This window comes from Bacillus thuringiensis (assembly GCF_001595725.1).
Classification (GTDB): domain Bacteria; phylum Bacillota; class Bacilli; order Bacillales; family Bacillaceae_G; genus Bacillus_A; species Bacillus_A thuringiensis_K.
The window spans coordinates 4,072,674-4,099,631 of record NZ_CP014282.1; the positions used below are offsets into that span (position 1 = coordinate 4,072,674).

Sequence of the window (26,958 nt, forward strand, 5' to 3'; positions counted from 1 at the left end):
CAGTGACACTTTACTCTATGCTGATAGTGTATCACTTTTAACATAGGAATCGAATAAAAAAAGAAACAGTAGGAAAATATTCCTACTGCTTACTTTGTTTCACGGTGTAACGTAGACTTCTTGTCACGCTTGCAATACTTTTTAAGCTCGATACGCTCAGCGTTGTTACGTTTATTTTTCTTTGAGATATAGTTACGATCTCCGCATTCTGTACATGCTAGAGTAATATTCACACGCATTCTTATTTCCCTCCAGTACTAATAACTTAAATCAGACTATACTATAATACCACTTTTAAAATAAAAATTCTACACCTTTTGATATTGTCTAATTTTTTCTATAAGATTTTTCATGTTTTCCCTTGCTATTACTGGGTTTCTAGCATGTGAATACACCAAAAACTTTGGTTGTTTTGTGTCAGAAACGATATAAGACCACTCTTTTTCAGTATATTTGAACTGTACTCCTTCAAATATACCTTCTCCCTTCCTTTCCATATCATCCAATAATTTCCTCATAATTTCTCCTTTTTCATTCCATGAACATACCACTTCATCATAAAGTAAATAGAGCGGAGGTGATTGCTCTACTATGCTGAGAAACGTTTTTCCTTGCAATGCTATTAGCTCAAATAATTTTCCAATTCGATATAAAATATCTCGCTTCCACCTTACTTGAAACGACTTTCTTTCATCCTGCGTATAAAATAGAAGATAACATTCTCCTAACTTCAAAGACATTGGGTAAATATTTCCTGTCGATTCGAGTAAGAAATCCGGAATATCTACCTCTTCCAAATCTGTACCTTGGTAAATATTACTATGTTTATCGTATAACTCGAAATGATTTCCTTGCTCAGAAAACATAAGAGCCATATTCGCTTTACTTGATTTCATCAAAGCTTTCACATGATCTTTTTGTTCGCTTGCATAAATCCATGTAACTGTACAACCAAGTCTTTGCAGAAAGAGCATGAGTAAATGTTGCAACGTATCATTTCTCTTATTAATAAGAAGATGAAACTTCTGCATCTGTATTTTCTCGATATCAATATGCTCCAATATAACTTCTATATACTCATTCATAGAAACATGAACCAGCTTATTACGCCCCATTTCTTTCTCATGCACGTAATAAAACAATTCGGACATATATACTTGTTCTATCTCTTTTTGCTGCTTATACGTTAACGGCATGCCAGCTTGACCGTATAACTTTATAACAATCTCATTCCCATTCTCCACTTGAATGAAAACACCACCTGCACATTGCAAATGATGAACACTATATTGAAAAAGTGACTCGTTCATTTCTTTACATTCCATCGTATGAATCCCTATACCATGAATAGCATGTAAAAATAAATTTTTATAAGAGGTTGTTTCTATATTTTCTTGACTTCCAATTAATATACTTTCTCCTTTTGTAAAAAGAGAACCATACGCCATCGCAATCTTCACGATAAACTGGGGAGTAATTTCAACATTCCCTCTTCCTACAATGCGGCTTTTTTGTAACCACCCTGCACTCATTTCACTCTCTTGAATACCAGCCGCTCCTACTATCGAATGACTATCAATCGCCTTATAAGGCCATAGTTTTCCTTTTTGCTTAATTACCGTACTTCTCCCGATATGACAGTGATCCGCTACAACGCTTTTTTGAAACAGTGTAACATCATCTTCAACTATTGTACGCTCTCCTATTGTCGTTTCTAATAGTTCACAATACTTCCCAATGTGGGCATTTGCAAAAACAATACTCTTTTGAAGATGAGAATAATTTGAAACGATACTATTTTTCCCAATAATAGAATATGGCTCAATTACAGCTCCTGTACCAATCTTTGCTCCTTCTCCAATAAAAGAGGGGCCATGAATTTTCGTCCCTTTACCAATCGTCACCCCTTCTCCCATCCATACCATCGGTAATACTTCCGTATAAGGAATAGGTACTTGTAACTTTTTCGTTAACAAATCAAATTGTGCTTGTCGATATTGATTAAATGTGCCGATATCTAACCAATAACCTTCTGACAAATATGCGAATAACACATTTTTGTTTGCCAATAGCGGAAACACATCATGACTGAAATCAAAAAATTGCCTAGGCGGTATGTAAGAAAAGATTTCTGGTTCCATAATATATATGCCTGTATTCACAACATTAGATACTACCTCATTCCAGCCCGGCTTTTCTATATATCGTGTAACCTCCTGGTCTTTATTCATTACAACCAATCCAAATGAGAGTGGATTTTCTACTTCTTTCACAAACATTGTTACCATTCTTTTCTTTTGTTCATGAAACCCAATTCCTTCTGATAATTGAAAGTCAGTTAATGCATCCCCGCTTATCACAACAAATGTTTCATCTAAAAATTGTTCTGCTTGTTTAATACTCCCTGCTGTGCCAAGCGGAGGAGAGTCTTCAAAATAATACAAGTTAACTCCCCATTTACTACCGTCACCAAAATATTGCTTAATGGTCGTACTCATATATTGAACAGTAATTGCAATTTCACGAATACCATGCTGGCGTAATAACTCAATATTATATTCTAAAACTGGTTTTTCTAATAATGGTAACATCGGCTTTGGAGTATTACATGTTAATGGCCTAAGGCGTCTTCCTTTTCCTCCAGCTAAAATAACCCCCTTCATATACTTCAGCCTCCACTTATATAATGTTCAATAACTCCATATACCATATGTATATTCCCTATCCCACATGAACTAGCAGCATAAACTTGATTAGTTAAACAAATCCTCATTTAGAAGACCATATAATTAAATTTCTCACCTATAAAAACGTACGTTTCAAACAACAAGAAAGCGCTTACTATTAATTGTTAAATAATACTTATTAACGACAAACATATATACTAATTTTTCCATTATATTATGATACATCTTATCATCATAAACTAAAGGAAACAACGAGCTTTTTTTGTCATGTTTTGACTAAAAAAAGCAGGTGATTTCTCATCACCTACTTTAATTCCTACTCATTCAATAAATAATGCTTTCCTTTTACTAAATAAAAGACATTTTCAGCAATATTTGTAATATGATCTGCTACACGCTCAATATATCTCGCGACAAATGATAATTGTGTAATTTGCGTAATTGCTTCTGGTTGTTCCGGAACTGAAGATATAAACTCACGAATTGCTTTTCCATATATTTCATCAACGGAATCATCCATTTCAGCAATTTGTTTCGCAAAAGTTAAATTTTCTTGTTCATATGCTTCTAACGCTAAATGCAACATCTCATTTGCAACCGCAAACATTTCATCCAGGTTGTGCAAACTAACAGCCACTTCTTTTTCCCCAAGACGAATTGTAGCCTTTGCAATATTAACAGCATGATCTGCAATACGCTCTAAATCTGTCGCTGTTTTAATTGAAATAAAAATCCTTCTTAAGTCACTTGCTACAGGTTGCTGCTTCGTAATGAGCATAAGTGCAAGATCGTTTATTTCCTCTTCTAAATTATCCATGCGGTAATCACCATCAATGACCTCTAACGCTTTCTCTACATCCCTTGTATGCAGACCTTCCATAGCAATCAATAAAGCCGCATTTGCTAATTCTCCAAGCTCGATCACCTTTTGCTGTAACGCTTTTAAATCACCTTGAAACTGTTCTCTTACCATTTTTCTTCCCCCTCAATATTATGTGCCATTATATAAAAGTGAAACTTTAATCAACCCTCATCAATCGGGCTTTTATAGGCAGCAAGATCCCCTCCCTAACTTCTTTGCTTTCGCTAAATTTTAAGGTGAGGGGCTTACTGCCTGCAAATAGCGGGGCAAATCTCCTACATAGCCTCTTGCGCTTGTAATAAACCTTAAGATAAGGAGAAGTATTACTTCTCTATTAACAGTAAGATAAAATAAGAAATGCCCTCTGTTAAGAGGGCATTTGCTCTTAGCTTTGAAACGATATCAACCAAAGCGACCTGTAATATAATCTTCTGTACGCTTATCTGAAGGAGTCGTAAATAATTTGTTTGTATCTGTATACTCCACAACTTCCCCGCTTAAGAAGAAAGCTGTTTTGTCTGAAATACGCGCTGCTTGTTGCATATTATGCGTTACGATAACAATACTAAAATCTTTCTTTAGCTCTTGAATTAATTCTTCTACTTTTAATGTTGAAATTGGGTCTAATGCCGATGTTGGCTCATCCATTAAAATAACGTCTGGCTCAATAGCTAAGCAGCGTGCGATGCATAGACGCTGTTGCTGTCCACCAGATAAACCATATGCATTATCGTGCAAACGATCTTTTAACTCATCCCAAATCGCTGCTCCACGTAAACTTTTTTCAACAATTTCATCTAATGCCTTTTTGTCACGAATACCATGGATTTTTGGACCGTATGCTACATTCTCATAAATAGATTTTGGAAATGGATTTGGCTTTTGGAACACCATTCCTACATGCGTTCTTAATTCTTCAACTGGATATGATTTATCAAATATATTGCGTTCTCTATACTCAATTACACCTGTAGTTCGAACGATCGGTACTAGCTCTACCATGCGATTTAATGTTTTTAAGTAAGTTGATTTACCACAGCCACTTGGACCGATAATGGCTGTAACTTCATTCTCATGAATACTTAAATTAATATCTTTTAAAGCATGGTCTTCCCCATACCATAAATTTAAGTTTTTCGTATCAAATACTACCTTCTTTGGCGCAGTCTCGATTTTCTCTTCGTTTTTCACCTGTACATTTACTACTGTTGCTACCATTTGAATTCCCCTTTCATCCACTTCCAACTTATTTTCGATTTCGTAACCATAAAACAAATATATTAATAAATAGCAACAAACCTAACAAAACAATCATCCCAGCTGCTGCTACATACTGAAATTCTTCTTTTGGCCTACTCATCCAATTAAAAATTTGAATTGGTAGAACTGTAAATCTATCAAACATACTAAATGGAACATAATTTGCAAACGCAAGTGCCCCAATAACTAATAGTGGTGCAGCTTCTCCAATTGCTCTTGATATCGCTAACGTACAGCCCGTTATAATCCCTGGGAAAGCATATGGCAATACAATTTGATACATCGTTTGCCACTTCGTAGCACCTAATCCGTAAGAACCCTCTAATAATACACTTGGTACTGATCGAATTGCTTCTTGACTCGCCACAACAACTGTTGGTAAAACGAGTAAACTCATCGTCAGTGCTGCTGCAACTATACTCTCTCCTAAATGAAGAGCATATACAAAAATAGTTAAACCAAGCAATCCAAATACAACGGATGGTACTCCTGCTAACGTTTGATTATTAATCTCTATTATTTTTTTAAATAGAGATTCCTTCGCATATTGCTCTAAATAAAGTGCTGTTCCAACTCCAAATATAAAAGAAACAGGTATAACAATACTCATAAATAATATTGTCCCTGACAAAGCTGCAGCAATACCAGCTTCTTTCGGATTACGTGAAGCGAAATTTGTAAAGAAATCTATTGAAAGATAACTTATACCTTTTTCAACAATTTGAAACAGTAACAAAAACAAAATTACAATTGAAAATAAAATTGCTATATAAAATAACAATTTGTAAATTCGATCTTTTAAAAAGCGTGATGCCATGTTTTTTTGTATTTTTTTATGATTCAACATTCGCATATTATGTCATCCTCCTAAAACGGCGCATAATTGACTGCGAAATGATGTTCATAATAAAAGTAAACAAAAATAACGTTGCACCTACAGCATACATGCTGTAATACGTAATCGTTCCATGCGGAGCATCACCTAAACTTACTTGTACAATATAGGCTGTTAACGTTTGAATAGAATGTGTCGGATCAAGCGATACATTTGGTGTGGATCCTGCTGCAATTACAACAATCATCGTTTCACCAATTGCACGAGAAGCCGCTAATATAATTGCTGCCATAATCCCTGTAAAAGCGGACGGAAACACCACTTGTTTTACCATTTCAAACCGCGTCGCTCCGAGTGCTAATGAAGCTTCTTTCGTCCCTTTCGCCACAGCTCTCATCGCGTCTTCAGATAGAGATGCAACTGTAGGCATCATCATAAATCCGATAACGATTCCTGGACTAATCGCATTAAAAAACTGTAAGTCTGGTATAATCCTTTGTAAAAGTGGCGTAACAATTGTTAATGCAAAAAAACCATATACAATTGTCGGGATACCTGCTAATAGCTCTAACATCGGCTTTAATATTTTCCTTGCACTATTTGAAGCATATTCGCTTAAAAATACGGCACACGCTAAACCGATAGGAATTGCTACAAACATAGCAATTGCTGTTACAAGGAACGTTCCACATATAAGTGGTAATATGCCGAATTTAGGATCTTCAAAAAATGGTAACCATTCTTTCTCCGTCAAAAAGGAGTATAATGATATTTTTTGAAAAAACATGATTGTTTCATTAGAGAGCGTAAAAACAATTCCAAGTGTCGTCACAATAGAAACGCTAGCAATTATTTTTAGTAATAAAGGTACTATTCGATTGATTCGCTGCGTTTTTTTTCTTTGTTTTGTATTTCTTTCAATCAAATGTTGTACAGAAAATGTAATTTGACTTTTGTCATTATGAGCCAAAGATGAAAACCCCTTTCCACCCCGACATTACCTTTTTATTTCTGTTAACATACGCAGCTGTTCATTGTATTTTTCTTTTCGTAATTTTACATACCCGACCTCTTCAGCGAGGTTACCGACATGCTGAATCATAAACTCAACATAGTTTGCTACATTCATTTTATTTCGGATAGATGCATTATTCACATAAGCAAGTAGCGGCCTAGATAACGGCTTATACTTACCTGATTGAATGGTCTCTTTCGTCGGAAATACACCATTTACTTTTATTGCTTTCACCTTATCTCGATTAGCCATATAATAAGCATATCCTACAAAAGCAATGGCATGTTTATCATTCATTACCCCTTGCATAATAACTTGATCATCTTCAGACAAAGAGACTTTTTTTACAATGCGATGATTTTGTAAGATGACATTTTGAAAATAATCATACGTACCAGAGTCTACGCCTGGTGCATAAAACTTCACTTGTTCACGTGGCCATGTTGAATGAATTTGTGACCATCGCTTCTCTCTTCCATCTTCACTCCAAAGTAGTCGTAACTCGTCTACTGACATATCGTCTACCCATGTATTGTGGCGATTCACAACAATCGTAAGACCGTCGTTAGCAACCTCAAAAGGTGTGAACTGAATAGAGTTTTTCTTCATTTCATTTTTCTCGACTTGTTTCATTACTCTCGAAGCATTATTTATATCTACTTCTCCTTTACTGAAACGATTAAATCCTCCCCCAGTTCCAGAAATACTGATGGAAATTTTCACGTCTGGATGCACCTTTGTATATTCCTCCGCTACTGCTTCTATAATAGGAAAAACCGTTGAGGATCCATCAACTCTCACTTCTCCCGTATCATTTAAAGCAAATGCAGTAGACATTTCAAAACAGAGGAACCATATTGATAATACGAAAATTTTAATAGGTGTACGCATCCATTTCACGTGTTCTTCCTCCTAGAAGTAACCGGAAATAACAGGATTACAGATATAAGAATACTGCTAAACTATTAATTCGGTTTTAATTGTTTGTAAAAGTTTTGTAAAGTTCCACAAAAATCAACATACGATACAATTTTAATTCATTAGTAGCTATTCATTTCCTCTGATGATTTCCCTATAAAATATTTATCCCCTATCCCACCATATACAAGTATCATTTATACGGCCGCGCTTTTTCCAATGTTGTATACTTGTCCACATTTATTACACGATATGCATAAACCATAAAAAAAAGCACACTATCTTTTCAGATAGTGTGCTTTTTTACAACTTTTTTATTCATCATCTTGATCTTTATTTTTATTGTCTTTATCATCTTTTGAAGCTTGACCATTTACTTCTTTGTTTTTCAAATCAAAGTAAGCATCCATAATTTCACGACCAATATATCCATTAATACCAGTCTTATCATCATGTACCCACGGAACGACAACAGAGAATGCTACTTCTGGATCTTCAAGTGGCGCATAACCTACTAATGTTAAGTTATATGTTTCCACACGTTCACCGTTTGCCTTTCTACCAATCTCTTTATCTCCGCCATACACAGTTTGCGCGGTACCTGTCTTCCCTGCCGCTTTATATTTTGCACCTGTAAAGTATTTTGTAGCTGTACCACCCGAATCATTATACACTTGTCTAAATCCTTCTTGAACGCGTTTAATTTGCGATTCCGGCATATCAACACGATTTAATACTTTCGGTTCCATAGATTGAACAACTTTCCCAACTTCATCTGGTTTCACTGCCGGTTGACGAATTTCTTTTACAACTTGTGGTTGCATACGATATCCGCCATTGGCAATCGTCGAAATATATTGCGCTAATTGAAGCGGTGTATACGTATCATACTGTCCAATTGATAAATCTAGTAAGAAACCTGGTTGACTACTTCTACCCATCTGACCAGCAGATTCATTCGGTAAATCAATTCCTGTTTTTACACCAAGTCCAAACTGTCCGAAATAATAACGCATCGTATCAAATGCTTTTTGAGGTATATCTAACGTACCACCTCTCACATACTGAACACCGGCGATATTCATCGCTGTTTTAAACATATAAACGTTAGAAGACATTTTTAAAGCTGTAAGGTCATTAATATATCCCATCGTTTTCCAAGACGACTTCGTAGGTGTACCTTTTAATTTAATTGGTTCATCCAATTGTACTGCCCCTGGTTGAATCGCACCAGTTTGATATCCAGTAAGTACTGTTGCACCTTTTACAGTTGATCCCATCGGATAAGAACTTGTCATGGTACCTAATGCAAAGTCATTTACTTTCGTTTGGCCATCTTCGTTAACTAATTGTTTCCCCGCCATAGATAAAACTTCACCATTTTTTGGGTTCATCATTACAACGAATGCGCGATCTAAAAGAGGTTCGCTTCCTTTAAACCTCATTAAATTCTTCGCAAGAATATCTTCCACGCGCTTTTGTAATTCCATATCAATTGTTAAGTTCAGGTCATTACCACTTTGTCCTTTTGATACATTAATCGTTTCTAAAATATTACCGTTTTTATCTGTAACATTTCTAACTTCTGCTTTCGTACCGTGCAGACTATCTTCATACTGTTGTTCAAGATAACTTTTTCCTACTCGGTCATTTCGATTATAATCACGAACAAGATAGTAATCTAGTCTTTCTCTCGGTAAGCCTTCATCAGATGTCGACACCCCACCAAGTACACTTCGGAATAAATCATCGTACGTATATTTTCGCTCCCAATCAACATTCGTATCTACACCTGGTAATGCTGCTAGGTTTTCACTAATAATCGAATATTCCTTTTCTGTAGCATCCTTTTTAATAACTTGAGGTGTCATTGCATATCCGCCGTCCATCTTACTTTTAATCGCTAGTATTTCTAGATCTTTTGCAGATAATTGATTAATCTCTTCTTCTGTTACACGACTTCTCTGACGCTCGTCTAATTCTTTATCATCAATTTTTTTATCTTTAAACTCTTGACGATCTTTATTCGTAATTTTTTCTTTAGCTTCCTCTTTATGCATAGCAAGCCAATAATCTTTTTTATCGCGATCTGTTAATTTATCTGTCGGTACTTCAATCAAATCTGCTAGCTTTTTCGCTGTTTCTAAGCGATCTTCTGCAGTTGATCCTTTCATTTTTGTAAATGTAATAGTACGAACGGCTGCATTATCTACTACAGGTCGCCCATAACGGTCAAATATTTTCCCACGCGGTACAGGATTACTTATCGTTGAGTTTTCTTTCTTCTCCACTTCATTCTTATATTCTTCACCGCGAACAATTTGTACATATCCGAGCCTTACAATAACCGCGGAGAACATTAAAAACACGCAGAAAAACAGCACGTTTAACCGAAAAGGAACGTGGGTCTTTTTCTTATTTTGCTTCTGCTTCTTGCTCATACAAACCCCCTCTACCAACAGCTATGTAATGTGAAAGGGACACCTTCTACAGGTGTCCTCACTGCTGTCTTACATCTTTTTCTATTCTAGCATAAAACAAACGAGAAGTTAACCTTCTGGTTCAGTTTGGTTTTGCGCGTTCCCTTGCGTTACAACACTTGTTTTACTCGCATTTCCCTCATCATATTTGACATTTTTAACTGCAAAATAAATAAGAAAATGTCCAGCACCTAAAATACATAATAAGTAAGGTAAACTTTTTTCAGGTGGAAAGAATAGTACAGCACATAAAAAGCTTAAAATGGAACAGATTCTTCCGGCGTTTAACCACAGCTCCCGAACAACGACATATTCCACACGCCATTCTCTCGCATTTTTCGCTCTACCAATTACGTCATATGTCATTGATCCGTACGGAACAAGTAAAATAGGATATGCAACCGCAATACATGCCGCATAAATAAGTAATTTCGTGTATGTAACATTGAAAATGACTAAAAAGACGACAGCATATAAAATAATGCCCCCAAGTAAAATTGCTTTTTTTCGCCACTCTTTCTTTAACATACGAGCAACTAAGTAATAACATACAAAGGATACAGCAGAGTTAACTAAACTGTATTTTCCTAATGCGAACTCACTATTAGTTGCTAAATAAACATATACTGAAATGACAAAAATAAACGTTCCTTCTCTCAATCCTTGGAAAAAATGAGCTCGTGTAATCTTTCCCCAATTTTTATCAATCCGTCGTTCTTTCAATACTTGCACGATTTCATAACGCCCTTCACATTCTCTTTTAGATAAAAAGAAGCTTAAGACGACAGCAATTGCAAATAGAACTAATGAAAGAAAGAATATAACAGTATAACCACTCCATTTCTCCATACGTGAAATTGTGTATCCTGCTGCTATTGGTCCGATCATCCCAGAGAAGGATGTAAGAAGTCCAAGAAACCCATTAAAGAAATCTCTTGTTTCTGGTTCTGTAATTTCAAATGTCAATAAGTTAAAAGCCAACCAGTAAAAACCGTATCCTACTCCTAAAAGAGCCCCCATTAATAAAATATACTGAGAAGCACTTTTTCCTGCTACTAAGACAACGATAAAAAAAATTGCGAGCGTTCCTACCCCTATCCGTAATAAAATCGAGCGATCGATACGTTTCGCTAATTTCCCCCCTACAAGAAATGTGAGAGGCTGTAATACCACGCTGGCTAAATTATACAAGCCAAGATTCACATAATTTTGTGTTTGTTTCCATAAATAAATATTTACAAACGTATTCGATAAAGAAATTGCGAGCGTGTATAAACCTCCTATAAGGAGCAATAACACTAAATCCCGATTCACTTCAACGTCACCAATTATATGTTTCCATTTCATACACAACTCTCCTTTACTTCATGTTCTAGTCTTCCAAAGACAAGCCCAATTATGTAAAAGGAAAGCATAGAAAAAAGCTAGGGGCTCTCCCCTAGCTTTTTCTATATTTATTACAATTATTTTGCTTCTTGGTAACGTTTTTCAGCAGCGTTCCAATCTACAACGTTCCAGAATGCACCGATGTAGTCTGGACGACGGTTTTGGTAGTTTAAGTAGTAAGCATGCTCCCAAACATCTAAACCGATAACTGGCGTTTTACCTTCAGTTAAAGGAGAATCTTGGTTTGGAGTGCTTGTTACTTCTAACTCACCATTGTTTACTACTAACCAAGCCCAACCAGAACCGAAGCGAGTTGCGCCAGCTTTTGCGAATTCTTCTTTGAATGCATCGAAGCTACCGAATTTTGCTTCAATTGCAGTTGCAAGTTCACCTACAGGTTGTCCTCCGCCGTTTGGAGATAGGATTGTCCAGAAGAATGTATGGTTAGCATGTCCGCCACCATTGTTACGTACTGCTGTACGGATTGCTTCTGGTACTTCGTTTAAGTTCGCAACTAATTCTTCTACGCTTTTGTCAGCTAATTCTGCATGACCTTCTAAAGCAGCGTTTAAGTTTGTAATGTACGTGTTGTGATGTTTTGTATGATGGATGTTCATTGTTTCTTTGTCAAAGTGAGGCTCTAAAGCATCATACGCATAAGGTAAATTTGGTAATTCGTGTTTTGCCATTGTTATATTCCTCCCAGTTTATGTATTGCCACTTAAGTGACATACAACTTCATTCTACCCTAATTGCCATAGGGTGCAAACAAATAAATCACATTGTCTTGCTATCATTAAAGTAGCAAAATTCCCACTTCTTTTCAATTAAAATGCTCATATATTCCGTAAAAAAAGCTTCCTTCTACAAGGAAGCTTCCTGCTAACATAATAAACATATGAAATGGATATGGACCCTGTAGGACTCGAACCTACGACCGGACGGTTATGAGCCGTCTGCTCTAACCAGCTGAGCTAAGGGTCCACAATTATGTATGTAACAACATATCAAATAAAGGAATTCCTATCGGATATGCCCTTTAAGAAAGGTAAGATAAATTTACCATATAGAAAAGAAAAGTGTCAATTGTATTTTTCTTATTTAAAAGAAGAAAGTTAATAAAAAGAAATTTAGTTATCTCCACTATATGTAAATATAATATATCTTGAGATTCTCTAGATTCCTACGTTACAATGATTTTATACATACATAAAGGAAGTGAATCTATGTCCATATTTACCCAATTCGTAAAAAGCATATACTCGCCTAAAGATATGGCGCTATTCCGTTTTCAAAAAATCGGTAAAACCATTTTGTATATTATGCTACTTTGCTTAATTACTACTATTCCAAGAACTTTTTTGTACGGTAGTTTTATCCAGGATGGTGTAGGCATGGTAAATCAAGTCATCGATAAAGATTTACCTGATTTTAAAATTGAAAATGGCGAACTAAAAGCCGATATTGATCAACCTATTGAAAAAGAAGAAGGAAATGCACTTTTCGTATTTGATCCAAATTCAACAGACCTAGAAAAATATCAAAATAAAACAGGTTTATTTGTTTTAAAAGATAAAGTAGTCTCTATGGGAAATGGTCAAACACAAACGTATTCTTATAACGATTTGTTAGGTGCATCTCTTGAGAAAAAAGATCTACAAGAATTTATTTCTTTATTCGATAATATTTACCCAATTTTATTATTTGTTATTGGATTTTTAGTGTACCTATTCCAATTATTCATCACTTTTGTAGGCGTGACTTTACTTGCGTTCATCGGTTCTGCTATGAGCGGTCAACGTAAACTATCCTATAAACAAGTTTGGACACTAACTGCATATAGCTACACAATCCCAACCATTTTCTTCATGATTATGGATTTATTCAAAATCGTCGTACCTGGGGCAACGTTCATTTATATCGCTGTTGTTTTAATCGTTCTATACTTAACGATTAAAGAGGTACCCAAACCGAAAGAAAAATAAAAAATGCCTAAATAGGCATTTTTTTTTTGGACAAGCATATATTCCTAGCAAAGGAGTGAAGAATATGAAGAGATTAGGTATATTCCTATTCGTGCTTGTTCTCGGTTATATATTTTATTACGATATAAAAATCGGTACTTTACCGATGTTAAGTGCATATAAAAAAACAACTACTGCTCAAACGATTAAAAAAGAAAACACAGACAGCCAACAAAATAAAGAGAACAAAACAGAAAAAGAAACGGATGTATCTTATAAAACAATTGAAGTAAAAACTGGTGAGACAGTTCTTTCTATTACAGAACAAATTAATAAGAAAAAAATTCCTTCCATAGAAAAAGTCATTGACGACTTTAAACAATTAAACAAAAGTACATCTGCTACAAAAATACAAATTGGAAAGTCTTATAAATTCCCCTTATATCAATAAGCTATCACTTAATCCTTGTCAATTACATAAAGGCGCTGATACAATAGTAAAAGTGAAACTGAGTACTTCGGTTTCTATAGCCCTATATCACGTATACTATCATTGATATGAGGGACTAAATAAGAAACTTCTTTTATAAGGAGAGCGATCTATTCGTGAATGAAATGACTCATCGTACAAAAACACGTCCAGTTAAAGTCGGTAATTTAACAATCGGCGGTAATAATGAATTAATTATACAAAGTATGACAACAACAAAAACACATGATGTTGAAGCAACAGTTGCTGAAATCAAGCGTTTAGAAGAAGCCGGCTGTCAAGTCGTGCGCGTTGCCGTTCCAGATGAACGCGCAGCAGATGCTATTGCTGATATAAAAAAACAAATCAACATTCCACTTGTTGCTGATATTCATTTTGATTATCGCCTTGCTTTAAAAGCAATTGAAGGTGGCATCGATAAAGTACGTATCAATCCAGGTAACATCGGTCGTCGCCATAAAGTAGAAGCTGTTGTAAATGCAGCAAAAGAGCGCGGTATTCCAATCCGTATTGGTGTAAACGCTGGTTCATTAGAGCGTCACATTTTAGAAAAGTACGGGTACCCAACTGCAGATGGTATGGTCGAGAGCGCGCTACATCATATTAAAATTTTAGAGGACTTAGATTTCCACGATATTATCGTATCTATGAAAGCCTCTGATGTTAACTTAGCAATCGAAGCATATGAGAAAGCTGCTCGCGCTTTTGATTATCCATTACATTTAGGTATTACAGAATCTGGAACATTGTTTGCCGGAACTGTAAAAAGTGCTGCTGGTCTTGGAGCAATCTTAAATAAAGGCATCGGAAATACATTACGTATTTCATTAAGTGCTGATCCAGTTGAAGAAGTAAAAGTTGCTCGTGAACTATTAAAATCATTCGGTCTTGCATCTAACGCAGCAACACTTATCTCTTGTCCAACTTGTGGTCGTATTGAAATCGATTTAATTAGCATCGCTAACGAAGTGGAAGAATACATCTCTACACTTCAAGTACCAATTAAAGTCGCGGTACTTGGTTGCGCTGTAAATGGCCCTGGTGAAGCTCGTGAAGCTGATATCGGTATTGCCGGTGCACGTGGAGAGGGATTATTGTTCCGTAAAGGGCAAGTCGTTCGTAAAGTACCAGAAGAAACAATGGTAGAAGAACTGAAAAAAGAAATCGACGTAATTGCTGCTGAAATGGCTGCTGAACGAGAAAAAGAAAAAGAGACGCAAGAACAATAAAAAGAAGGTTGCCACAATATTTGTGAGCAACCTTCTTTTCTACGTAAAAAAGCTCGTCAGTTATATAACCGACGAGCTTTTACTTTGCACATTTTGGACAACGACCATATATTTCAAACTTATGACCCGTTACTTCATAACCGGTAAAATCTTTATTCATAAAATCCATTGGGCAGGAAGTAATCTCTTTCGTTCCTCCACAATCCAAACAAATAAAATGATGATGATGTTCCATAATAGAACAAGTAAAACGAAAATGTTTTTCACCATTTAATTCCGTTTGTTCTAAAACACCAATCTCAGCAAAAACTGTTAAGTTACGATAAATCGTATCAAAACTAAGCCCTGGATAATCATCTTTCATATGCTCTAAAACATCTTTCGCAGTTAAATAACGATTATGTGCTGCAAATAATCTGAGCATCTCTTCTCTTTTTCCAGTATGTTTGTATCCTTTTTCTTTCATTAGGCGTAAAGCTTCTGTTAGATTCATACCTATCCCTACTTTATGCAGTTTTTTTCTTCTTCCATAAAATCGCACCGATTAAAATAAGAACTGCTATCATAACAATTGTACCACCTGGCGCTAGATCAAGTTGATACGAAGCAAACATTCCACCAATTACTGCAATTTCACCAAATAAAATGGAAAAGAAAATTGTTTGTTTAAATCCTTTAGCAATACGAATACTTGCTGCAACTGGTAACGTCATTAATGATGATACGAGAAGAACCCCTACTACACGCATTGATACTGCAATGACAAGAGCAACTAATATAATGAAAATAAAGTGAATCCATTTCGCTCTTAAACCAGTTGATACTGCGTATTCCTCATCAAATGATAATAGAAACAGCTCTTTATATAATAAAATAATTGTCGCAACAACAACAATTGCTACAATCCCAATAATAATTAAATCTGTACTTGTTACAGCACTGACACTACCAAATAAATAACTAAATAAGTCTGTGTTAAATCCATTTGCAAGTGAAATGAAAATAACTCCAACCCCCATCCCTGCCGAAAGGATAATCGGAATTGCTAATTCTTGATAGTGCTTATATACAGTTCGTAACTTTTCGATTAGTAGCGCTCCACCAATCGAGAAAATCATCCCCATATATAAGGGGTTTAAAAATCCACCTGTAAAAATGGTTTTTTCAAGTAATAAACTTGCTGCAATACCCGATAACGTCACGTGACTTAATGCATCCGCAATAAGAGATAAACGACGAATAACAACAAACACACCAATTAGTGGTGCAACAAGTCCAATTAAAATACCTGCGTATAAAGAATTACGTAAAAAGTCATATTGTAAAAAATCTTGTATCATTATATCCTCCCGTGATGCTCATGTTCGTGTTCTAAACGATGAACATGATGTCCATATAAAACGGACATTTCTGCATCTTCTAACTCTCGGAACTTCTCTACATTTCCATGGAAATGTAGATGTTGGTTTAGGCATGCAACATGTGTTACTTTTTCAGTAACAGCTCCCATATCATGAGTAACAAGAATTAATGTGATCCCGAGCCTTTTGTTTAAATCCTCTAATATTTCGTAAAAACTTTCCACATTTTTCACATCGATTCCAACAGTAGGCTCGTCCAAAATAAGCAATTCAGGATCACTAACGAGCGCACGAGCAATAAATACACGCTGTTGCTGTCCACCAGAAAGCTCTCCAATGTTACGACCTTGAAACTCACTCATCCCTACATCAGCAATTGCTTTTTCTACCTTTTTCTTATCCTCTTTTGTGAAAAAGCGAAAAAGCCCTTTTTTCGAAACAAGTCCCATTGACACAACTTCAGAAACAGTTGCTGGAAAACCAGAATTGAAACTATTTGCCTTTTGGGATACATAACCAACTTTGTTCCATTCCTTAAACTTCTTACTATCAACGCCAAACACGCGAATGCTTCCTTCTTTTGGCTTTAAAACACCTAATAAACACTTAAGTAAAGTTGATTTACCTGAACCATTCGGTCCCACTAAACCTAAAAAAGCTCCCTTCGGAACTTGCAAATTAATATTTTCTAACACATTCCGATCTTCGTATCGGAATGTTAAACCTTCAATTTCTAATATATTATTCATAGCATCTCACCTATTTTAATTCAGAATGATTCCGATTTATATCTATTTGAATTATAGTACAGCTTATTATAGTTGTAAACCAATCTGCCTAAAATATATCTATTTTTTCAAGAAACCTTACTATTATAACAAAAAGCAGAGAAAAATTCTCTGCTTTCGAAAAATATTCCTATAAACTTTTTAGTGAATAGCCGATTTAAACTTACCACCATTTGTCTCTTGCGTGCTCATAATCGTAACAAACGCATTTTCATCAATTTCATGCACAATTGATTTTAACTTCGTCACTTCTAGACGCGTTACAACTGCATAAATAACTTCTTTTTCTTTATCCGTGTAACCACCTTTCGCTACAAGCTTTGTAGTTCCACGGCCAAGACGATGCAAAATCGCGTTTGATACTTCCTCATATTGATCAGATACAATTAAAACCGCCTTCGTTTCATCTAGCCCTTGAATTACTGTATCGATCGTTTTAAATGCGATATAGTACGTCATAACAGAATACATCGCTTGTTCCACACCAAACACAAATGCTGCCCATGCAAAAATAAATAAGTTCACAAACATTACGAATTCACCAACAGAGAACGGTAATTTCTTCGTTAATAAAATCCCCATAATTTCAGTTCCATCTAGCGATCCACCATGACGAATTACAAGTCCTACACCAAGCCCTAAAATAAGACCCCCAAACACTGTCGCTAAAATAGGTTCTGTTGTAAATGGTGGTACCGCATGTAACGTTGACTCAATGAAAGCTAACGCTACAATACCAAATGTCGAAGATAACATAAATGTTTTTCCAATTTGCTTATAACCGGAATACATAAATGGGATATTGAGAACAACGACTAAAGTAGAAAAACTTAACCACCAAATGTTAGGAGTAAGATAATCTAATATAAGAGAAATACCAATAATTCCACCATCAATAATTTTATTTGGCATTAAAAATAGTTCAATTGCTACCGCCGCGCATGCTGCTCCAAAAATAATCATAACTAAACGATAAATGAGATGAATAACACTTTCTTTTCGATGTTGCTTTTGCTCCATAAGCCCTCCCTGTACTCTTTTTCTGTAGTTTCGTTCTTATATTATAACATACGCTTCTTTTCCTCATGAAAAAAGAAACTCCATACGAATATGTACAAGCTACATGCTCATATATTTCGATAGAAGAACGCGTGAAGGAGGATAACAAGATGAACCTCATTAAACAAATTGTTAATAAAAAATTAAATCATATTTCTACAAAAGAGTTATTAAAATATAGCAAAGAATACGAAGTTCCCATTACAGCAGCACAAGCTGATCAAATTGTTTTACTTATGAAGGGTAAAAATATTAATATTTACGATAACAACGAGCGACTAGAGCTCTTAAAACAGATCGCAAAAGTAACTTCCCCTGCCACTGCCCAACAAGTAAATACGTTATTTCAGCAACTACTAAAATAAGGAGGGGATTTCCCCTCCTTATTGCGCTTTAATTTTTTCAAGAAGCCCTTCATCAAAAGTGCCGTTTTTCAGCATTTCAATTTCCAATTTGTATGGTGGCTTCTTATCTTTTTTATCTTCCCCTACATACGGTGTTTCAAGAATTTTTGGTACATGCATTAACTGTGGATGATGTACAATGTGATGCAATGCTTTATACCCAATGTGACCAAATCCAATGTTTTCATGACGGTCTTTTCCTGCTCCGCGTACATTTTTACTATCATTAATATGAAGTACTTGTAAACGATCTATACCAACGATCTTATCAAATTCGTTTAATACGCCGTCAAAGTCATTTACAATATCATATCCTGCATCGTGCGTATGACACGTATCAAAGCATACAGATAGCTTTTCATTATATTTCACACCATCAATAATCTTTGCAATTTCTTCAAAGCTACGACCGCATTCTGTTCCTTTTCCTGCCATCGTCTCTAACGCAATGTTAACCGTCTGTTCTGGCGTTAATACTTCATTAAGCCCTTTAATAATTTGTTGAATACCAGCATCTGCTCCAGCACCAACGTGCGCTCCTGGGTGAAGAACAATTTGTTTTGCTACACCTAATGCCGATGTTCTTTCAATTTCCATGCGAAGAAAGTCTACGCCTAATTGGAATGTTTCTGGCTTCGTCGTATTCCCAACATTAATAATATACGGTGCATGGACGATAATTTCCTCAATTCCGTTCAGCTCCATATGTTTTCTTCCTGCTTCTATGTTCAATTCTTCAATTGGTTTTCTTCGTGTATTTTGCGGTGCACCTGTATAAATCATAAACGTTGTTGCACCGTATGAAACAGCCTCTTCACTTGCTGCTAATAACATTTTCTTACCACTCATGGAAACATGAGATCCAATCTTTAACATACAATCACCTCTTCAATATACAATAGATATAATGATAGCATAATTTGTAGAAATATGTAGTGAATTGTTTGTTCACAAAAGACGCACTAGACAAATTCATATGACTATTTAGACAGACTATACTCTTCATTTAAATTAGCAGGATAAAAAAAAGATAAGGGAAATCCCTTATCTTTTTTTATGGCTGTATTTTCTCTTCACTTTGTCACGTTCTGTTGCAAGTTTACGTTTATAGTTTGGTTTTACTTTTTTCGGTTTTTTAACAACTTTTGTTGCCATAACATCAAGTTCGTCATTTGGCTTTTTACGGCTCTTACGACGACGACGCTCACCTAAATCTGCCCACTCATCTCCACGTAAATCTACATGTTTAAACTCGATATGACGTTGTTTTTCTAAGCTATCTAACGCTTCTTCGTTTGCTGGATCATAAATCGTCACTGCAATACCAGAATGCCCCGCACGTGCTGTTCTTCCAACGCGGTGAACGAAGAAATCTAAATCTGATGGTAGCTCATAGTTAATAACATGGCTAATCCCTTCAATATCAATACCACGTGCTGCTAAATCAGTTGCAACAATATATTGGAATTCCAGGTCACGAATTTGTTTCATCATTTTTTTACGATCACGTGGTGATAAATCCCCGTGAATTCGTCCAACTTTTAAGCCACGTTCCATTAATCCATCAGCAACTTGGTCTGCCATCTTTTTCGTATTCGTGAAAACAACTGCTAAATACGGTTTAAATTGAAGTAGCATTTTATGCACTAAATCAATTTTATTACGATGTTTAGAAGGCACTAAATAGTGTTCAATGTTTCCAGCTGCAACTTGTTTTGGATTGATATGAATATGTTCTGGATTCTCCATATACTTCTTCAGAAACGGTTTTAGTTTTTGAGGAATTGTTGCAGAGAAAACTAACATTTGCAAGTTTTTAGGCATGCGTGCTGCAATTTTATCTACATCATGAATGAATCCCATATCAAGCATTAAGTCTGCTTCATCGACAATAATCGTATTTGCTTTATGAACAAATAATGCTTGCTCTTCTACTAAATCTTTAATACGTCCTGGTGTTCCAACTACGATATGAGGTTGTTTTTTCAACTTTTCAATTGAGCGTTGTTTATCAGTTCCACCAATTAAACAACGTGCTGTAATCATTTGGTCTTCCGCACAAAACTTTGTTAATTTCACGATTTCTTCGTAAATTTGTTGTGCTAACTCACGAGTAGGCGCTGTAATAACAAGTTGTACTTCTTCACGGCTTGCATTAATTCTGTTTAATGTAGGAAGTAAGTATGCATGTGTTTTCCCAGAACCTGTTTGGGATTGTCCAATTACACTTACACCTTTTTTCACAACCGGGAAAATTTTCTGCTGAATTCCTGTCGGCTCTGTAAAGCGTAGTTCACGAACTGCATCTATTAAAAATGGTTTAAAATCATACTGTGTAAAAGTTTGTTGTGTCATAAGTTACACCTTCTTTCTAAAATTTCTACTGCGCGCACAAATCAGTCAAGTCTACATTATATCGAAATCTACAAGTAAAATCCATCTTTAGTTTAGGTTTTCACTTCAAAAACTAACCTTCTTCCCTTTTATTGCATATTGTATGTGTATATACCTAACTGAAGAAAGGAGGATTTCTCACATGTTTCCGAAATCCCCTACAAGGCAAATGTATCCGAATCCAGGGCAGCAACCTTATACACCATATCCAATTCCACAACTACCACCAATGGCACAAAAAAAGAAAGGTTTTCTTGCCAAGCTTTTTAAAAAACACGATCCAACCGAGCCTTTTATGCAAATGGTTCCACCTTACCGACAAATGGAAGGGCAACCGATGATGCATCAGCAACCACCGTCGCCGCCGCAATATCAACAGCAATATCAGCAGCAATACCACCAACAATATCCGCAGCAACATCCACAATATCAACCATACATGCAGCAACACCCTGAGCAAATGATACCGCCTCAAATGTATGAATCAAATGAAACGCGCGGCGGCGCAACTACAGCTGCGGCAACAGCAAGCAGTGGCATCGGCAGTTTTTTTTCGAACTTAATTTCGAATCCAACTAATATGATAAATAACATCGAAAAAGTATCCCAAGTCGTTCAATCTGTAGGTCCTGTTGTCGAACAGTACGGTCCTATTATGCGTAGTCTACCAAGCATTGTTAAAATCCTCACCTCTGGAAAAAGCACGGAAGAAAATCAAACAGAAAATGTAACAGAGCCAGTTGAGGTAGAAAGTCCGCCTCCTGCACCTCAAAAAAAGAAACGAAAACGAAAGAAAATAGTGATTGAACCTGTAATACAAAAAGAGTTACCGAAAGAACCAGTTCAACAAACAGCAACAAAACCAAAACTATATGTGTAACAATCCTTTGTTTTCTATCCACTCCTCCTTTATAATGTAAAAGACTATGCACAAAAGTATCCCTTGTTTAGAAGGAGAGGATTACTCATATGAAAATTGTTAAAATTTCCCCTCGTGGTTATTGCTACGGTGTTGTCGATGCAATGGTAATTGCACGTAACGCCGCATTAGATAAATCATTGCCGAGACCCATTTATATTTTAGGTATGATTGTTCACAATAAACATGTTACAGACGCTTTTGAAGAAGATGGAATCATCACATTAGACGGTCCAAGTCGCTTAGAAATTTTAGATAAGATTGATTCTGGTACTGTTATTTTCACAGCACACGGTGTTTCTCCAGAAGTTAAACAACGCGCAAAAGAAAAAGGTTTAACAACAATCGATGCCACTTGCCCAGATGTTACCAAAACGCATGATCTTATCGAAGCTAAAAAAGCGGAAGGATATCATGTCATTTATATCGGTAAAAAAAATCATCCTGAGCCAGAAGGCGCAGTTGGTATTGCACCTGACATCGTTCACCTTATCGAAAGAGCCGATGATTTAAAAACATTAGAAATCCCAACAGATAAAATTTTAGTAACGAATCAAACAACGATGAGTCAATGGGATGTTCAACATTTAATGGAGGACATTCAAAAAAAATTCCCAACAGCAGAATTCCATAAAGAAATTTGTTTAGCAACTCAAGTTCGCCAAGAAGCTGTCGCTAAACAAGCTGATGTTGCAGACTTAACAATTGTTGTTGGCGATCCGAAAAGTAACAATTCAAATCGCCTAGCACAAGTATCACAAGAAATCGCGGGTACAAAAGCATATCGAGTTGCTGATGTAAGCGAAATTCAATTAGAGTGGCTACAAGGTGTAGAAAACGTAGCTGTCACAGCAGGTGCTTCTACACCAACGCCGATTACAAAAGAAGTTATCGCGTTCTTAGAGCAATATAATCCAATGAATCCCGCTACATGGGAAAGAGTTCGAAAAGTACCGTTACAAAAGATATTACCTCGCGTAAAGGTGAAAAAAGAACAATAATAAAAACCGTTGCCCTAATGGAGCAACGGTTTTTATTTTTCTTATACAAATGTGAATGGATCTGTATGTAACTGCGAAGCATGAATTTGAACATTGAATTTCTTTGCATCCACTTTTTCTTGCAGTTGCTTTTGTACACCTTGCTTCATTACTTTTTCAACATTATGTCCTGGGTCAACTATATTTAAACCAAGCATCATCGCATCATGAGCAACATGATAGTACATGTCACCAGTTACATATACATCTGCTCCTTTAAATTTCGCTTGGTTTATATATTTATTACCATCTCCACCAAGTACAGCTACTTTACGCACTTTATCATCTAACTTACCGACAACTCTTGCACCCTTAACATCTAATGATTGTTTCACATGTTCTGCAAATTGACCAAGCGTCATTTCTTCTTGTAAATATCCTATTTTTCCTAAGCCTAACGTTTCACCTTTATTATCAAGCGGATACACATCGTATGCTACTTCTTCATAAGGGTGCGCCGTTACCATTGCTTTAATCACTTTTCGCTGTAATGAAGCTGGAATAATCGTTTCGATTCGCACTTCTTCTACACGTTCTAACTGTCCAGTTTCCCCGATATAAGGATTTGTCCCCTCTTGAGGTACAAATGTGCCTATACCCTCGCTACTAAACGTACAGTGGCTATAATTGCCGATATGACCAGCACCTGCGTCTCCTAATGCTTTCCTTACTTCTTCTGCATGAGTGACTGGCACAAACACAACAACTTTTTTCATTTCTTCTGCATATGTTGGTGCCAAAACTTCTGTATTTTGCAATCCTAACGCCTCAGCAAGTAAATCATTTACCCCGCCCTTAGCAACATCCACATTTGTATGCGCTGCATAGATTGCAATATCATTTTTAATACACTTTTCAATAATTTTCCCATACGCCTTATCTGTATGAATCGCTTTTAACGGGTTAAAAATTAAAGGGTGATGAGCAATAATGACATTTGCCCCTAATTGAATCGCTTCTTCCACAACTTCCTCCGTTACATCTAAAGCAATCAATACGTGCTGCACAGGTTGATTAAGCGCTCCAATCTGCAAACCAATCTTATCACCTTCCATCGCTAAATGCTTTGGATACATACTTTCAAATAAAGAAATTATTTCATGACCATTCGGAATTTTACTCATGATAAAATCTCCCCTATCATTTTCATTTTCGCTTCTACTTCTTCACGTTTCGCTTTTGTTTCTTCAGAATCAGTCGCACGTTCTAACTGTTTTAAAATATTTTGGAAGTTTTTTAATTCTCCTTCCCATTTTTCAACAAAAGCTTCACTTTTTTCTTTTATTAAAAATGGTCCCATAAACAATTCAGCTTGTTTATTTTCAGAATAAGGCAACGCGATGTTTCCCCGCTCCCCTACTAGAATTTCATAAATTTTTCCATCTTCTTTTACGATTTTTTCATGGATAAGCTCCCATCCATTCTCAATAAACCATTCACGAATGTGATGCGCTGCAATATTCGGCTGTAAAATTAAACGCGTTACACCTTTTAATTTTTCTTTACCACTTTCTAAAATATCACGAATTAACGCTCCACCCATCCCAGCAACCGTAATTACATCTACTTCTCCTGGCGCGATAACAGCTAATCCATTCCCTTTACGCACATCTATCTTATCTTGTAAGCCACTTTCAGCTACAGTTGCTTGTGCAGAGCGGAATGGTCCATCTACAACTTCTCCTGCAACTGCTTTTGTAGCAATATTATTTATAATTGTATAACACGGTAAATACGCATGATCCGATCCAATATCAGCAACTGTAGATCCTACTGGTATTTCACGCACAACTTCTTCTAATCGTTTTGAAAGCTTTACTTCATTCATGTATTTCCATTACTCCTTCTCTTGTCAGTCTGTCTCCATGATAATGAATTTATAGTAGTTGTTGCAAGCCCATAACAACAATTCACCACTCTATCATTCATCGTATTTTAGAAAATATAGAAAAACAAGCCCTTTGCATAAGCAAAAGGCTTGTCATACGGAACTTTATTTTTTCTTCGATAACCAATCAGCTACTTTAGCAGCTTGATCAGCTGGAACTATATTGGCAGGCATATTGCCTTTTCCTTTCGAAAGAATTTCTTTAATTTCATCCTTTGAAAGTTTCCCACCAATTTTTTGTAAGTTAGGTCCAACTGCCCCTTGTAACTGATCACCATGGCAGCTCGTACAGCTTTGCTTCACAATATCCTCTGGTTTTGATGCTGTTTGTGCTGGCTTCCCGCCATTTTTTGCATCAGCTAACTCTTTAGATTTATTTAGCCCCTGAAATGAAAATACAAACATAACGATAATACCCAATGCTGCAATAAGAGCGAACGGAATCAGCGGATTACGTTTCATATCTCTTCTCCCCCCTCTATACCCCTAAATAGTTAGATGATTCAGTCATTTATATTGTACTTGAAAACGCTCTATCAGAAAAGAGCAAACTACTACTTGTTAAAAATATTCCATAAATTCAGTTTATTGTTTTTTATTGTCATATCGCTTATTATTTCGATAATTATTAACGTTTCTCATCATATTTTTCGCTTTTCTACATATATTTTTGTATATAATAAACAAAATTAATCGAAAAATCGAAAAATGAGCATTTGCAAATCAAAAGACAATTCTGTAAAATAAATTACAAGAAATTGTAATCGTTGCCCACAGCTAAATTTTAACAAAAATTAACAAAATAAAAAAGTTTACTTCACAAAGGTGAAGTAAACTTAAAAAATAACCTATTCTAAGAAATCCTTAAGACGCTTACTACGGCTTGGATGTCTTAATTTGCGAAGTGCTTTTGCTTCAATTTGACGGATACGCTCTCTCGTTACGCCGAATACTTTCCCAACTTCTTCAAGCGTACGAGTTCGTCCATCATCTAAACCGAAACGAAGACGTAGAACATTTTCTTCACGATCTGTTAGCGTATCTAACACATCTTCTAATTGTTCTTTTAGCAATTCATAGGCTGCATGGTCCGCAGGCGATGTTGCTTCTTGGTCTTCAATAAAGTCACCTAAATGGGAGTCATCTTCTTCACCAATTGGTGTTTCAAGAGAAACTGGCTCCTGTGCAATTTTTAAGATTTCACGTACTTTTTCTGGAGCAAGATCCATTTCCTCACCAATCTCTTCAGGAGACGGTTCGCGACCTAAATCTTGTAATAATTGACGTTGTACACGAATTAACTTATTAATCGTTTCAACCATATGAACTGGAATACGAATTGTTCGCGCTTGGTCTGCAATGGCACGTGTAATAGCTTGGCGAATCCACCAAGTTGCATACGTACTAAATTTGAAACCTTTACGATAATCGAACTTTTCAACAGCTTTAATTAGACCCATATTACCTTCTTGAATTAAGTCTAAGAAAAGCATACCACGGCCTACATAGCGCTTTGCAATACTTACTACAAGACGTAAATTTGCTTCTGCAAGACGACGTTTCGCTTCTTCATCGCCTTCTTCAATACGCGTTGCAAGTCGAATTTCTTCTTCTGCAGATAGTAAGTCTACACGACCAATTTCTTTTAAATACATACGAACAGGATCGTTGATTTTAACCCCAGGTGGTACACTTAAATCATTGAGGTCAAACTCTTCTTCTGTTTTTGAAATTTGGCGATTATTAGGGCCTTCTTCGTTGTCATTATCACCAACTAAGTCAATACCTTGTTCACCTAAATATTCATAGTATTCATCCATTTGATCGGATTCAATTTCAAATCCATTCATGCGTTCTGCAATCTCTTCATATGTAAGAACGCCACGTTTTTTTCCGAGCTCAGTGAGTTGTTCTTTCACTTGCTCAAGGGTCATTTCAGTTTCAATTTGTTTAGAACGAGCTGGTTTGTCAGCCATCTG

At 36.0% G+C, this 26,958-nt stretch carries 26 protein-coding genes and 1 tRNA gene; 6 read left to right on the plus strand and 21 right to left on the minus strand.

The window, feature by feature from the left end; translation table 11 throughout:
• Positions 1-89 precede the first annotated feature (89 nt).
• The 11 genes from rpmG to AXW78_RS20385 all read right to left on the minus strand — a co-directional run bounded on the left by rpmG (position 90) and on the right by AXW78_RS20385 (position 12,427).
• Positions 90-239, minus strand: coding sequence for a 50S ribosomal protein L33 (rpmG, locus tag AXW78_RS20335; RefSeq protein WP_001265616.1), 150 nt, complete (start codon positions 237-239; stop codon positions 90-92).
• Positions 240-308: 69 nt separating this feature from the next.
• Positions 309-2,663 carry a sugar phosphate nucleotidyltransferase gene (locus AXW78_RS20340; RefSeq protein WP_000679325.1) on the minus strand — a complete coding sequence of 785 codons (2,355 nt, stop codon included), beginning with the start codon at positions 2,661-2,663 and terminating at the stop codon, positions 309-311.
• Positions 2,664-3,003: 340 nt separating this feature from the next.
• Positions 3,004-3,660, minus strand: coding sequence for a phosphate signaling complex protein PhoU (gene phoU / locus AXW78_RS20345; protein WP_000251240.1), 657 nt, complete (start codon positions 3,658-3,660; stop codon positions 3,004-3,006).
• Positions 3,661-3,951: 291 nt separating this feature from the next.
• Complete coding sequence (gene pstB / locus AXW78_RS20350) at positions 3,952-4,767, minus strand: phosphate ABC transporter ATP-binding protein (RefSeq protein WP_000226680.1); 816 nt, start codon at positions 4,765-4,767, stop codon at positions 3,952-3,954.
• 28 nt (positions 4,768-4,795) lie between these two features.
• Entirely contained in the window at positions 4,796-5,662 is an 867-nt protein-coding gene (gene pstA / locus AXW78_RS20355) for a phosphate ABC transporter permease PstA (protein ID WP_001242556.1), read from the minus strand.
• A gap of 1 nt (position 5,663) precedes the next feature.
• Positions 5,664-6,614, minus strand: coding sequence for a phosphate ABC transporter permease subunit PstC (gene pstC, locus AXW78_RS20360; protein ID WP_000940914.1), 951 nt, complete (start codon positions 6,612-6,614; stop codon positions 5,664-5,666).
• 27 nt (positions 6,615-6,641) lie between these two features.
• Complete coding sequence (locus AXW78_RS20365; protein WP_000871823.1) at positions 6,642-7,559, minus strand: PstS family phosphate ABC transporter substrate-binding protein; 918 nt, start codon at positions 7,557-7,559, stop codon at positions 6,642-6,644.
• Between the two features lie 332 nt (positions 7,560-7,891).
• The gene (locus AXW78_RS20370; RefSeq protein ID WP_000038991.1) at positions 7,892-10,018 is read right to left on the minus strand and encodes a peptidoglycan D,D-transpeptidase FtsI family protein; all 2,127 of its coding nucleotides are present in this window, start codon (positions 10,016-10,018) and stop codon (positions 7,892-7,894) included.
• 108 nt (positions 10,019-10,126) lie between these two features.
• Entirely contained in the window at positions 10,127-11,404 is a 1,278-nt protein-coding gene (locus AXW78_RS20375; protein ID WP_000871387.1) for an MFS transporter, read from the minus strand.
• 116 nt (positions 11,405-11,520) lie between these two features.
• Positions 11,521-12,132, minus strand: a complete 612-nt coding sequence (gene sodA, locus AXW78_RS20380; protein WP_001052031.1) for a superoxide dismutase [Mn] — start codon at positions 12,130-12,132, stop codon at positions 11,521-11,523.
• A gap of 221 nt (positions 12,133-12,353) precedes the next feature.
• Positions 12,354-12,427: transfer RNA gene (locus AXW78_RS20385), tRNA-Ile, on the minus strand.
• 242 nt (positions 12,428-12,669) lie between these two features.
• Between AXW78_RS20385 and yqgB the strand changes: the two genes are divergently transcribed.
• The 3 genes from yqgB (at position 12,670) to ispG (ending at position 15,126) form a co-directional block, all read left to right on the plus strand.
• Positions 12,670-13,428 carry a protein YqgB gene (gene yqgB / locus AXW78_RS20390; RefSeq protein WP_000021894.1) on the plus strand — a complete coding sequence of 253 codons (759 nt, stop codon included), beginning with the start codon at positions 12,670-12,672 and terminating at the stop codon, positions 13,426-13,428.
• A gap of 64 nt (positions 13,429-13,492) precedes the next feature.
• Positions 13,493-13,858, plus strand: coding sequence for a protein YqfZ (gene yqfZ / locus AXW78_RS20395; protein WP_000825404.1), 366 nt, complete (start codon positions 13,493-13,495; stop codon positions 13,856-13,858).
• Positions 13,859-14,022: 164 nt separating this feature from the next.
• The gene (gene ispG / locus AXW78_RS20400) at positions 14,023-15,126 is read left to right on the plus strand and encodes a flavodoxin-dependent (E)-4-hydroxy-3-methylbut-2-enyl-diphosphate synthase (RefSeq protein ID WP_153577907.1); all 1,104 of its coding nucleotides are present in this window, start codon (positions 14,023-14,025) and stop codon (positions 15,124-15,126) included.
• Positions 15,127-15,205: 79 nt separating this feature from the next.
• Here the strand turns inward: ispG and AXW78_RS20405 are convergent, their stop codons facing one another.
• From AXW78_RS20405 to AXW78_RS20420, 4 genes are all read right to left on the minus strand, one after another.
• Complete coding sequence (locus AXW78_RS20405; RefSeq protein WP_001054516.1) at positions 15,206-15,619, minus strand: Fur family transcriptional regulator; 414 nt, start codon at positions 15,617-15,619, stop codon at positions 15,206-15,208.
• A 13-nt stretch (positions 15,620-15,632) separates the two neighbouring features.
• Complete coding sequence (locus tag AXW78_RS20410) at positions 15,633-16,466, minus strand: metal ABC transporter permease (protein WP_000613815.1); 834 nt, start codon at positions 16,464-16,466, stop codon at positions 15,633-15,635.
• Positions 16,466-17,236 (minus strand): metal ABC transporter ATP-binding protein, encoded by a 771-nt coding sequence (locus tag AXW78_RS20415; RefSeq protein WP_001059662.1) that lies wholly within the window; start codon positions 17,234-17,236, stop codon positions 16,466-16,468. Before AXW78_RS20415 ends, AXW78_RS20410 begins: the two co-directional genes overlap by 1 nt.
• Before the next feature lie 180 nt (positions 17,237-17,416).
• The gene (locus tag AXW78_RS20420; RefSeq protein ID WP_000435963.1) at positions 17,417-18,295 is read right to left on the minus strand and encodes a YitT family protein; all 879 of its coding nucleotides are present in this window, start codon (positions 18,293-18,295) and stop codon (positions 17,417-17,419) included.
• Between the two features lie 149 nt (positions 18,296-18,444).
• Here AXW78_RS20420 and AXW78_RS20425 point away from each other — a divergent pair, with 149 nt between their 5' ends.
• Positions 18,445-18,699: a DUF2624 domain-containing protein gene (locus AXW78_RS20425; protein ID WP_001048954.1), complete on the plus strand. Its 255-nt coding sequence runs from the start codon at positions 18,445-18,447 to the stop codon at positions 18,697-18,699.
• A gap of 18 nt (positions 18,700-18,717) precedes the next feature.
• Here the strand turns inward: AXW78_RS20425 and AXW78_RS20430 are convergent, their stop codons facing one another.
• Both AXW78_RS20430 and AXW78_RS20435 read right to left on the minus strand, forming a co-directional pair.
• The gene (locus AXW78_RS20430; RefSeq protein WP_000912460.1) at positions 18,718-19,614 is read right to left on the minus strand and encodes a deoxyribonuclease IV; all 897 of its coding nucleotides are present in this window, start codon (positions 19,612-19,614) and stop codon (positions 18,718-18,720) included.
• Between the two features lie 168 nt (positions 19,615-19,782).
• Positions 19,783-21,093 (minus strand): DEAD/DEAH box helicase, encoded by a 1,311-nt coding sequence (locus AXW78_RS20435; RefSeq protein WP_000194018.1) that lies wholly within the window; start codon positions 21,091-21,093, stop codon positions 19,783-19,785.
• Positions 21,094-21,274: 181 nt separating this feature from the next.
• Between AXW78_RS20435 and vrrA the strand changes: the two genes are divergently transcribed.
• Positions 21,275-22,012 carry a VrrA/YqfQ family protein gene (gene vrrA, locus AXW78_RS20440; RefSeq protein ID WP_000484171.1) on the plus strand — a complete coding sequence of 246 codons (738 nt, stop codon included), beginning with the start codon at positions 21,275-21,277 and terminating at the stop codon, positions 22,010-22,012.
• An 89-nt stretch (positions 22,013-22,101) separates the two neighbouring features.
• Positions 22,102-23,052, plus strand: a complete 951-nt coding sequence (locus tag AXW78_RS20445; RefSeq protein ID WP_000706662.1) for a 4-hydroxy-3-methylbut-2-enyl diphosphate reductase — start codon at positions 22,102-22,104, stop codon at positions 23,050-23,052.
• A gap of 41 nt (positions 23,053-23,093) precedes the next feature.
• Here AXW78_RS20445 and AXW78_RS20450 read toward each other — a convergent pair whose 3' ends face one another.
• The 4 genes from AXW78_RS20450 to rpoD all read right to left on the minus strand — a co-directional run bounded on the left by AXW78_RS20450 (position 23,094) and on the right by rpoD (position 26,955).
• Positions 23,094-24,215: a Nif3-like dinuclear metal center hexameric protein gene (locus AXW78_RS20450; protein WP_061884579.1), complete on the minus strand. Its 1,122-nt coding sequence runs from the start codon at positions 24,213-24,215 to the stop codon at positions 23,094-23,096.
• Positions 24,212-24,919, minus strand: a complete 708-nt coding sequence (locus tag AXW78_RS20455; protein WP_001006535.1) for a tRNA (adenine(22)-N(1))-methyltransferase — start codon at positions 24,917-24,919, stop codon at positions 24,212-24,214. Before AXW78_RS20455 ends, AXW78_RS20450 begins: the two co-directional genes overlap by 4 nt.
• 165 nt (positions 24,920-25,084) lie before the next feature.
• Positions 25,085-25,441 (minus strand): cytochrome c550, encoded by a 357-nt coding sequence (cccA, locus tag AXW78_RS20460; RefSeq protein ID WP_000828141.1) that lies wholly within the window; start codon positions 25,439-25,441, stop codon positions 25,085-25,087.
• Positions 25,442-25,827: 386 nt separating this feature from the next.
• Entirely contained in the window at positions 25,828-26,955 is a 1,128-nt protein-coding gene (gene rpoD / locus AXW78_RS20465) for an RNA polymerase sigma factor RpoD (RefSeq protein WP_000764065.1), read from the minus strand.
• Positions 26,956-26,958: the final 3 nt, after the last annotated feature.

Excerpts from the sequence above, each read along its gene's own strand:
- yqgB (WP_000021894.1), top strand. The coding sequence starts at position 12,670 with ATGTCCATATTTACCCAATTCGTAAAAAGCATATACTCGCCTAAAGAT.
- phoU (WP_000251240.1), bottom strand. The coding sequence starts at position 3,660 with ATGGTAAGAGAACAGTTTCAAGGTGATTTAAAAGCGTTACAGCAAAAG.
- pstA (WP_001242556.1), bottom strand. The coding sequence starts at position 5,662 with ATGCGAATGTTGAATCATAAAAAAATACAAAAAAACATGGCATCACGC.
- vrrA (WP_000484171.1), top strand. The coding sequence starts at position 21,275 with ATGTTTCCGAAATCCCCTACAAGGCAAATGTATCCGAATCCAGGGCAG.
- sodA (WP_001052031.1), bottom strand. The coding sequence starts at position 12,132 with ATGGCAAAACACGAATTACCAAATTTACCTTATGCGTATGATGCTTTA.
- AXW78_RS20435 (WP_000194018.1), bottom strand. The coding sequence starts at position 21,093 with ATGACACAACAAACTTTTACACAGTATGATTTTAAACCATTTTTAATA.
- AXW78_RS20420 (WP_000435963.1), bottom strand. The coding sequence starts at position 18,295 with ATGGAGCAAAAGCAACATCGAAAAGAAAGTGTTATTCATCTCATTTAT.
- AXW78_RS20455 (WP_001006535.1), bottom strand. The coding sequence starts at position 24,919 with ATGAATGAAGTAAAGCTTTCAAAACGATTAGAAGAAGTTGTGCGTGAA.
- ispG (WP_153577907.1), top strand. The coding sequence starts at position 14,023 with ATGACTCATCGTACAAAAACACGTCCAGTTAAAGTCGGTAATTTAACA.
- AXW78_RS20415 (WP_001059662.1), bottom strand. The coding sequence starts at position 17,236 with ATGAATAATATATTAGAAATTGAAGGTTTAACATTCCGATACGAAGAT.
- pstB (WP_000226680.1), bottom strand. The coding sequence starts at position 4,767 with ATGGTAGCAACAGTAGTAAATGTACAGGTGAAAAACGAAGAGAAAATC.
- rpoD (WP_000764065.1), bottom strand. The coding sequence starts at position 26,955 with ATGGCTGACAAACCAGCTCGTTCTAAACAAATTGAAACTGAAATGACC.
- AXW78_RS20450 (WP_061884579.1), bottom strand. The coding sequence starts at position 24,215 with ATGAGTAAAATTCCGAATGGTCATGAAATAATTTCTTTATTTGAAAGT.
- AXW78_RS20445 (WP_000706662.1), top strand. The coding sequence starts at position 22,102 with ATGAAAATTGTTAAAATTTCCCCTCGTGGTTATTGCTACGGTGTTGTC.
- AXW78_RS20370 (WP_000038991.1), bottom strand. The coding sequence starts at position 10,018 with ATGAGCAAGAAGCAGAAGCAAAATAAGAAAAAGACCCACGTTCCTTTT.
- AXW78_RS20405 (WP_001054516.1), bottom strand. The coding sequence starts at position 15,619 with ATGAATCTAACAGAAGCTTTACGCCTAATGAAAGAAAAAGGATACAAA.
- AXW78_RS20410 (WP_000613815.1), bottom strand. The coding sequence starts at position 16,466 with ATGATACAAGATTTTTTACAATATGACTTTTTACGTAATTCTTTATAC.
- AXW78_RS20375 (WP_000871387.1), bottom strand. The coding sequence starts at position 11,404 with ATGAAATGGAAACATATAATTGGTGACGTTGAAGTGAATCGGGATTTA.
- AXW78_RS20425 (WP_001048954.1), top strand. The coding sequence starts at position 18,445 with ATGAACCTCATTAAACAAATTGTTAATAAAAAATTAAATCATATTTCT.
- AXW78_RS20340 (WP_000679325.1), bottom strand. The coding sequence starts at position 2,663 with ATGAAGGGGGTTATTTTAGCTGGAGGAAAAGGAAGACGCCTTAGGCCA.
- yqfZ (WP_000825404.1), top strand. The coding sequence starts at position 13,493 with ATGAAGAGATTAGGTATATTCCTATTCGTGCTTGTTCTCGGTTATATA.
- AXW78_RS20430 (WP_000912460.1), bottom strand. The coding sequence starts at position 19,614 with ATGTTAAAGATTGGATCTCATGTTTCCATGAGTGGTAAGAAAATGTTA.
- rpmG (WP_001265616.1), bottom strand. The coding sequence starts at position 239 with ATGCGTGTGAATATTACTCTAGCATGTACAGAATGCGGAGATCGTAAC.
- cccA (WP_000828141.1), bottom strand. The coding sequence starts at position 25,441 with ATGAAACGTAATCCGCTGATTCCGTTCGCTCTTATTGCAGCATTGGGT.